We start from the raw sequence: 8122 nt of genomic DNA, 5'->3' as shown, positions 1-8122 counted from the left end.
CCGCGGCGCGGGCCCGCACGCCCCGCGGTGCGGTGCGGTGCGCGCGCCGCCCGTGCGCCGCCGTGCCGTCGCCGGTCAGCCCTGGGTGACCTCCGCCAGATACGCCTCCGCCTTCGCCGGGTCGTAGAAGAAGTTCTCGAAGTCCGCCGGGTCGTTGAAGCCGTTCGCGAAGCGGTCCGCGACCGGCTGGAGGCCGCCGGCGGCGCCGATGATGTTCAGCACGTGCTCCGGCGGCGGGGCCAGCATCGCGTTCGTCCACTTGGTGACGTGCTGCGCCGTCTCCCAGTAGCGGTCGAACGCGCTCTGCATCCACTCCTCGTCGAACGGCTTGTCACCGCGTTCGAGGATGCTCGCCAGATACGCGGCCGCGCACTTGGAGGCCGAGTTGGAGCCCTGGCCGGTGATGGGGTCGTTCGCCACGACGACATCGGCGACGCCCAGCACCAGGCCGCCCGAGGGGAGCCGGCCGACCGGCTTGCGGACCGTCGGGGCGTAGCGGCCCTCCAGGGTGCCGCCCGCGTCCGTCAGCTCGACGCGCGTGGCGCGCGCGTACTCCCAGGGGAGGTACTTCTCCATCAGTTCCAGCGTCAGCGCCAGGTGCTCGTTCGGGTCCTTGACGCCCTGGAACGCGTCGAGCGGCCCGCCCGGGACGCCCTCCCAGAAGAGGATGTCGGCGCGGCCGGAGAGGGTGACGGTCGGCATGATGAACATCTCGCCGACGCCCGGCACCAGGTTGCAGCGCACCGCGTCGAACTCCGGGTGCTCCGGGCGCGGGCCCAGCCCGTGGACGTAGGCGACGGCGAGGGCGCGCTGCGGGGTGTCGTACGGGGAACGGGAGGCGTCCCGCTCGAACATCGAAACGAGTTCGCCCTTGCCCGCCGAGACGAGCACCAGGTCGTAGGTGCGGGAGAAGTAGTCGAGGTCGGACACCGCGGCACCGTGCACGACGACCTGCCCGCCGCGCTGCGCGAAGGTCTCCAGCCAGCCGGCCATCTTCAGCCGCTGGTCCACGGACTGCGCGTAGCCGTCGAGCTTGCCGACCCAGTCGACCGCGCGCGAGGAGTCGGGGGCGGCGACGGAGACCCCGAGGCCCTCGATGCGCGGGGCCTGGCTCTCCCAGAAGTTCAGCTGGAGATCACGCTCGTGCTGGAGGGCCGTGTGGAACATGCACTGCGTGGACATGACGCGGCCCGCACGGATCTCGTCCGCGGTGCGGTTGGACATCAGGGTGACCTCGTAGCCGTGCTGCTGGAGGCCGAGCGCGAGTTGGAGGCCGGACTGGCCGGCCCCCACGATGAGTATCTTCCGCATGGCGGGCTCTCTCTCGTTACTAAAAACGGGCGCTGAACTGCGCTTTCAGGTGCGGAGGCTACGTCACTCGGGGGTGGCGTCAAGAGCGTGGGCCACCAGCGTCAGCAGCGACTCGACCACCGTGATCCGCTCCCGCGCGTCCATGATCACCACCGGTACGTGCGGCGGCACGGACAGCGCCTCGCGCACGTCCTCCACGGCGTACGCCTCGGTCCCCTCGAAGTGGTTGACCGCGACGACGTACGGGAATCCGCAGCTCTCGAAGTAGTCGAGCGCCGGGAAGCAGTCCGCGAGCCGCCGGGTGTCGGCCATCACGACGGCGCCGATCGCGCCGCGCACCAGGTCGTCCCACATGAACCAGAAGCGTTTCTGCCCGGGGGTGCCGAACAGATAGAGCACCAGATCGCTGTCCAGTGTGATCCGGCCGAAGTCCATCGCGACGGTCGTGGTGAGCTTGTCCGGGGTCGCCGCGATGTCGTCGACGTCCTCGCTCGCCTGCGTCATCACCGCCTCGGTGGTGAGCGGGGTGATCTCGGAGACCGAGCCCACGAACGTGGTCTTGCCGACACCGAAGCCACCGGCCACGACGATCTTCGTGGCGATCGGTGCGCGGCTTCGGTCCGCCTGCCAGCTCTGGAGCTTCTCCTCGGAGGCCGCGTCCGGTCCGGTGCCGGTCTCCGTCGCCGTGCGGGTGATCGTGTCAGAGCCTGCGAAGTCCACTCAGGACCCTTTCCAGCAGTACGCGGTCGGGGCGCCCGGTGTCGTGACCGGTGCCGTAGACGCGGATCTTTCCTTGGTCGGCCAGGTCGCTGAGCAGCACGCGGACGACGCCCAGCGGGATGCTCAGCATCGCGGAGATCTCCGCGACCGAGCGCATGCGGCGGCAGAGTTCGACGATGGCGCGCATCTCGGGCATCACCCGGTCCGCCCAGTTCCCGGCGGTGATCTCGGGCCGGTCGTCGGGGCCGTCGAGCGCCGCGACGAACGTCTCGACGAGCAGCACGTGCCCGAAGCGGGTCCGGCCGCCGGTCAGTGAGTACGGACGGACCCGGGCGGGTTTGCGGAACTTCGCGCCGTCCGCGCCGCGGACCGGGAGTTCGGGCAGGGAGGTCACTGCTGGCTCTCCAGGGACTCGCGGAGTTCGTTGCGGATCTCGGGGGTGAGGACGTGTCCGGCGCGGCCGACGAAGAGCGCCATGTGGTAGGCGACGACGTTCATGTCGCAGTCGGGCGTCGCGTGCACGCCCAGCATCGAGCCGTCGCTGATCGACATGACGAAGAGACTGCCCTCGTCCATGGCGATCATCGTCTGTTTGACGCGGCCCGCGTCCATGAGCTTGGCGGCGCCCGTGGTGAGCGCGCCGAGGCCGGAGACGACGGTGGCGAGGCCGGCGGCCGACCCCTTGGGCCCGTCCGGGGACTCACCGGCCGCACCGGCGGGTCCGCCGGACCGCTCGTCGGGCACCACCTCGGCGGTCCGGGCACGGTCCGAGGAGAGCAGCAGCAGACCGTCCGAGGAGACGACGGCCACCGAGTGGACGCCGGGCACCTCCTCGACCAGGTCGTTCAGCAGCCAGTGCAGGTTGCGGGCCTCATTGCTGAGTCCGTAACCGGGCTCCACGTCCGGGCTGGGCTTGGTATCCGCGTTCAACCGCGTTCCTCCTCGACTGTGCCACCCGCGTCCAGCTCCCCCGTACGGTGTCGGTTTTCTCCGTCTCGGCCCGAGGCGTCCTCCGCGCCTCGTGCCACGCCGCGCGCGGCGGTGTGCCCGGCGGCGTCTCCGGTGGTCTGCCCGGTGCTTTCCCGGCCGGTGTGCCCGGCGAGTTCTGCTTCGGCGTCCCGCATGCCGTCCAGCGCCCCCTGCCGGAAGCCGCCGAGCCTGCGGCGCAGCGCTTCGGCGTCCACACCGCCCGACGACTTCTTCACCGGCTCGCGCGGCGCCACGACCTTGGGCGTCCGCTTGGGCAGGCCCTTGTCGGTGAGCCGCGGCGCGCTCGGGGCGGGCTCCGGCGCGGGGGCGGGTACAGCCGGTGCGGAGGCGTGATCCGCCGGTGCGGGGGCGGGTTCGGCCACCGCGGAGGCGGCGTCGGCCACCGCGGGGGCGTGGTCCGCCCGCGCGGCCGGCGCGCCCGGGGCGGTGTGCGGATCCGCGGTGTCGTACGGGTCCGGTGTGGTGTGCGGATCGGACGGGGTGTGCGGATCGGACGTGGTGTGCGCGTCCGGTGTGGCGTGCGGGTCCGTAGTGGCCTTCGCGTCCCGGGAGTCGTACGGGGCCCGGGCGTCATGGGAATCCGGAGTGTCGTGCGTGTCCGGAGTGGCGGTCCAGGGTGCCGGGGAGCCGGGGGCACCGGCTCCGCCCGGGGCGGACGGCCAGGCCGCGGCCGGGTCCGGGACGTCGTCGGCGGGCGCGGGGAACGAGCGCACGGCGGGCTCGGCCGGTGTCGTGTCCTCCGCGCGGGTGTGCTCGTCCTCGGGGCGGGCGGCACCCCGGACACCGTACGGATCGTCGGCCGGGAAGCCGGTCCCGGAGCCGGGCACCTGGGACACCCCGGCCGACCCGGACTCCCGGGGCAGCACGGCCGACCCGGTCTCCCCGGTCGCCCGGGAGACCTCCGGGGCCTCGGACGCCTCGCGGATCTCAGGAGTCTCGTGGGTCTCGTCCGCCTCGTGCGTCTCGGGCGCCTGGGGGATCTCGGACGCCTCGCGGATCTCGGGCGCCGTGGGGATCTCGGGCGTCTTGGGGATCTCGGGCGCCGTGCGGCCGTCGCGGGCCAGCGCCGCGGCCGCGCGCGCCTCGGCGGGGTAGTCCCGGGGCACGGTGACGAACGGGCCGGACTCGGGGCGGGACACCGGAAACTCGCGTTCCGACGCGGCCCGCACCGACTGCTCGGCCGCGGCCACCAGCGGATCGTCCTGTGCGCTGCGGGCCAGCCCGCCGGACTGTTCCCCGCTCCCGCTCCTGCTCACGCCAGCGGGCGACCCGGCACCGGCCGCCGCGGGACGCTCCGTCCGGTCGCCGGTCTCCGCCGCCGCGCCGCCGCCCGCCGGAACATCCGGCTCCAGGGCGGTGGCACCCGCGGCGGGCGTCTCCGGCACGGCCTGCGGCTCCGGCCGCTCCGCCGGTGCGGCGGCCGGGGCTTCCGCTCCCGCCGCCCCCGCCGGAACGCCCGCGCCCGGACGCTTCGGGAGACGGCCGGTCCGGCGGCGCGGCAGGGCGTTGGAATTGGCCTCCGCCACCGAGCCGGGCTGGCTCACCCCCGGCGTGACGGCCGGGCCCGGCTGGGCGTTCGCCGGCGCGGGCCGGGTCGGCAGGATCGAGGTCGGCAGCACCACGACCGCGGCGACCCCGCCCTGCTTCTGGTCGCGGAGTTCGACCCGTACCCCGTGCCGGGCGGCCAGCCGCGCGACGACGTACAGGCCGAGCCCGAGCGCGTCCTCCTCGGCGCCGTCCGCCTCGCCGTCCGGGTCCTGGAGCCGGGCGTTCAGCTCGGTCAGCCGGTCCTCGGTGATGCCGATGCCCTCGTCGTGCACGGAGAGCATCACCTCGCCGCTCTCCAGCAGCCAGCCCGACAGCTCCACGTCGGCGTCCGGCGGCGAGAAGGCGGCGGCGTTCTCCAGCAGTTCGGCGACGAGGTGGCTGACGGCGTCGGCGGCGAACCCGGCGACCCGGGCGTGCGGCGGCAGCGACTGGATGCGGACCCGCTCGTACCGCTCGATCTCGCTGACCGAGGCGCGCAGGACGTCGAGCAGCGGGACGGGGCCGGTGTGCCCCGTGCCGTTCTCGGCACCCGCCATGACGAGCAGGTTCTCGCTGTACCGGCGCATCCGGGTGGCCAGATGGTCGAGCCGGTAGAGGGTGTCGAGGCGCTCCGGGTCCTCCTCGCGGTCCTCCAGGCCCTCGATGGCCGCGAGTTGCCGCTCGATGAGGCCGAGGGTGCGCATCGAGAGGTTGACGAAGCTGCCGTGCACCCGATCCTGGAGACCGTCCAGCCGCTCGGTGAGTTCCGCGGTCCGCTGCTTCAGCTCCTCCCGCTGGCCGGCGAGGCGCTGCCGCTCGCTGATGAGCCCGGAGCGCTCGCGGCCGAGCTTCTCGGCCGTCTCGTGGAAGCCGAGGGCCTTCTCCCGCAGTTCGTTGACGGCCCGTACGACGTCGGCGTACTCGTCGTCGCGGCCGGTGAACCGCACGGGCTCCTCGGCGACCGGGTCGGCTGCCACCCGGCGCGCGCCGAGCCGCAGCACGGCCAGCGGCCGGGTCATCGAACGGGCACCGGAGATCCCGGCGCCGACGGCGATCAGCACACAGGCCGCCAGGAGCCCGATGCGCAGCTCCAGCGCGGTGACGTCGTCGTCGCGCAGGCCCGCGAGCCGGGCGGTCTCGGCGGTGGTGAGGGCGGACTCGACGGCGCGCATCAGGTCGATGCGCCCGGAGAGCGAGGTGTCGACGCGCCCGGCGTCGAGCGCGAGGTCCTGGGCGGAGAGCCTCGGCTGGTCGGTGAGCCGCTGGAGATAGCCCTCGGCGGTCTCGATGCCGCCGCCGTTGACGGTGCCGTCGTACGACTCGCGGGCGTCGGCGGGGGCGTTCTGCCGGAAGTCGGCGAGCGCGGCCTGCTCCTGGACGCGGATGCGCTGGGCGTCGGCGGTCAGCTGCGGCAGGCTGCCGCCTGCGGTGAGATCGCCGAGGACCAGGGTGCGGGAACCGGCCGCCTGCTCGACGGCGCGGCCGAGGTCGGGCAGCGCCTCCGCGGCTCCGCCGGAGGCTCGCGGCGGGATGCGGCGGGCGAGATCGGCGGACACCTTGTTCAGCGCCTGCACCATCTCGGTGTACGCCGCGTAGGTGTCGGCTGCCGAACCGGGCCCGCCCAGGGCCTGCTGACGGGCCGGTGTCAGCCCGGCCAGCCGGCGCGCGAGGGCGTCGGGCGCGTTCTGCCGGATCTCGGCGAGCTGCCGGTCGACGCGGGCGCGCCGCTTCTCCGACACCCCGGCGGAGCCGTCGGCGGCGGTGCGGCCCGCGGCGACGTACCGCGTCATGGTGTCGCGCTCGTCGGCCAGGGAGTGGGCCAGCACGACGGCCTGCGCGTTCAGTTCGGAGAGGGTGACCAGGCGCTGGGAGTCCGTCAGGTCGGCCGACGCGGCGATCACGGCCGGGGCACCGGCCCCGGCGACGGCGGCGGCCACCACGGCCACCGAGATCACCAGCCGGTTGCGCACCCGCGCGGGCCGTCTGCGGGGTTTCGCGGACGGCGACGGGGGCTCCGCCGTCGCGGTCCGCGCCGAGTCACGTCCGTTGCGCCGAAGCCGTGTTGTTCGCACCGGTGCTCGCATTCTTGTCTCGTCTCCGCGGGGCCGAGATGCCGACCGGCCGACCGCCCGCTCGATTCCTCGTGCCGTCAGGCCGCGGAGCGCCGACTGGCATTGCTCTCCCGCACGGCACGGAAAACTGACCCTTCCAGGACCGATACGGAGGGGGCGCACATCATCCCCCTGGCCACCTGAACGAGTGAACATCAATCCGGAGTTGGCAAACAACCTTCGGTAACGGTGACGTCCTGCATATTCGACGCGCCGGTTGGAAAACCTCCGTGACGCCTGGCAAGATTCGCGCCCGCACCCTTCGCGGTCCGGGTATTCCGGTGGAATTCCGGACAGTCGCCGCTCCGAGCGGCCCGGCGTCCCCGCAGGTCATGCCGGTGACGGCGGCGGGGTCACAGGGTGCGGCAGACTGACCCCCATGCGCATCGACGTCACCTCGGAACCGGGCGATCCGCGCCGCCCCAACGAGGACTACGCAGCAGTAGCCCTGCCAGCGTCGGGCAGCGGGGGCGCCCTCGTCGTACTCGACGGGGTGACACCGCCCGAGGAGGACACCGGATGCGCACACGGCGTCCCCTGGTTCACCACACGACTGGGCGGCGCGCTGCTCGAACTGTCCGGTTCGCGGCGGGATCTGACGCTGCGCGAGTGTCTCGCCGAGGCTCTCGCGCGTACCGCCGGAGCCCATCGGTCAACCTGTGACCTTTCTCACGTCAGGACTCCGCAGGCGACCGTGGTCGCGGCCCGGTGGGACGAGGAGTCCGTCGAGCATCTGGTGCTCTCCGACTCGGTGCTGCTGGCCGAGGCGCCGGACGGTGAGGTGACGCTGCTCGCCGACGACCGGCTCAGCCGGCTGCCGTCCGAGGTGGACGCGCTGCGCGAGGCCGTACGGGCCCTGCCACCCGGCTCCGCCGAATGGGCCGCGTCGGCCGCCGACTACGTCCGGGCCGTGGAGGGGTACCGCAACGCGGAGGGCGGCTTCTTCACCGCGGCCGCCGACCCGGAGGTGGCCGCGCGGGCCCTGACGGGCACGCTGCCGCGGGCCGGGGTGCGCAGCCTCGCGGCGCTCACCGACGGCGCGTCGCGCTGGACCGAGGTGTTCCGGGAGGGCGACTGGCCGGACTGCCTCGCGGTGCTCCGCAAGGAGGGCGCCCGGGGCCTGCTCCGGCGGGTCCGGGCGGCCGAGTCGGCGGACCCGGAGCGCCGGGCGTTCCCGCGCGGGAAGACGCACGACGACGCGACGGTGGTCCTGGCGGAGCTGTAGGGCACGCCGGGCGCGTACGGGACGGGCTGGACTGGTACGGCCTGCGGCGCGGCGGGGCTCGGTGCGTACGGCTTCCGGCACGGCGGGGTTCGGTGCGCACGGCCTCCGGCGCGGCGGGCGCGGGGCTCGGTGCCTACGGCCTCGGTGCGCGGCGGGGCTCGGTGCACGGCGGGACTCGGTGCGCACGGCCTCCGGCGCGGCGGGCGCGGGGCTCGGTGCCTACGGCCTCGGTGCGCGG

General features: G+C 74.0%; 6 protein-coding genes. 1 reads left to right on the top strand and 5 read right to left on the bottom strand.

Features of this window, described 5'->3' with window-relative positions; all coding sequences use genetic code 11:
• Window positions 1–75: 75 nt before the first annotated feature.
• From GCU69_RS24970 to GCU69_RS33275, 5 genes are all read right to left on the bottom strand, one after another.
• Entirely contained in the window at window positions 76–1311 is a 1236-nt protein-coding gene (locus tag GCU69_RS24970) for a styrene monooxygenase/indole monooxygenase family protein (protein WP_098753009.1), read from the bottom strand.
• A 63-nt stretch (window positions 1312–1374) separates the two neighbouring features.
• Window positions 1375–2031: a GTP-binding protein gene (locus GCU69_RS24965; RefSeq protein WP_176604645.1), complete on the bottom strand. Its 657-nt coding sequence runs from the start codon at window positions 2029–2031 to the stop codon at window positions 1375–1377.
• Window positions 2012–2425 (bottom strand): DUF742 domain-containing protein, encoded by a 414-nt coding sequence (locus GCU69_RS24960; protein ID WP_156207240.1) that lies wholly within the window; start codon window positions 2423–2425, stop codon window positions 2012–2014. The genes GCU69_RS24965 and GCU69_RS24960 overlap by 20 nt, the downstream gene beginning before the upstream one ends.
• On the bottom strand, window positions 2422–2961 hold the full coding sequence (locus GCU69_RS24955; protein ID WP_235978692.1) for a roadblock/LC7 domain-containing protein: 540 nt from the start codon (window positions 2959–2961) through the stop codon (window positions 2422–2424). Before GCU69_RS24955 ends, GCU69_RS24960 begins: the two co-directional genes overlap by 4 nt.
• Window positions 2958–6518 (bottom strand): nitrate- and nitrite sensing domain-containing protein, encoded by a 3561-nt coding sequence (locus GCU69_RS33275; protein WP_235978691.1) that lies wholly within the window; start codon window positions 6516–6518, stop codon window positions 2958–2960. The genes GCU69_RS24955 and GCU69_RS33275 overlap by 4 nt, the downstream gene beginning before the upstream one ends.
• Before the next feature lie 520 nt (window positions 6519–7038).
• Between GCU69_RS33275 and GCU69_RS24945 the strand changes: the two genes are divergently transcribed.
• Window positions 7039–7884, top strand: coding sequence for a protein phosphatase 2C domain-containing protein (locus GCU69_RS24945; protein WP_156207238.1), 846 nt, complete (start codon window positions 7039–7041; stop codon window positions 7882–7884).
• Window positions 7885–8122: the final 238 nt, after the last annotated feature.

Source organism: Streptomyces lycii (genome assembly GCF_009735685.1).
Lineage (GTDB): Bacteria > Actinomycetota > Actinomycetes > Streptomycetales > Streptomycetaceae > Streptomyces > Streptomyces lycii.
Note: the sequence above shows the minus strand (reverse complement) of the source record. Positions and strands in the feature narration are given on the sequence as shown.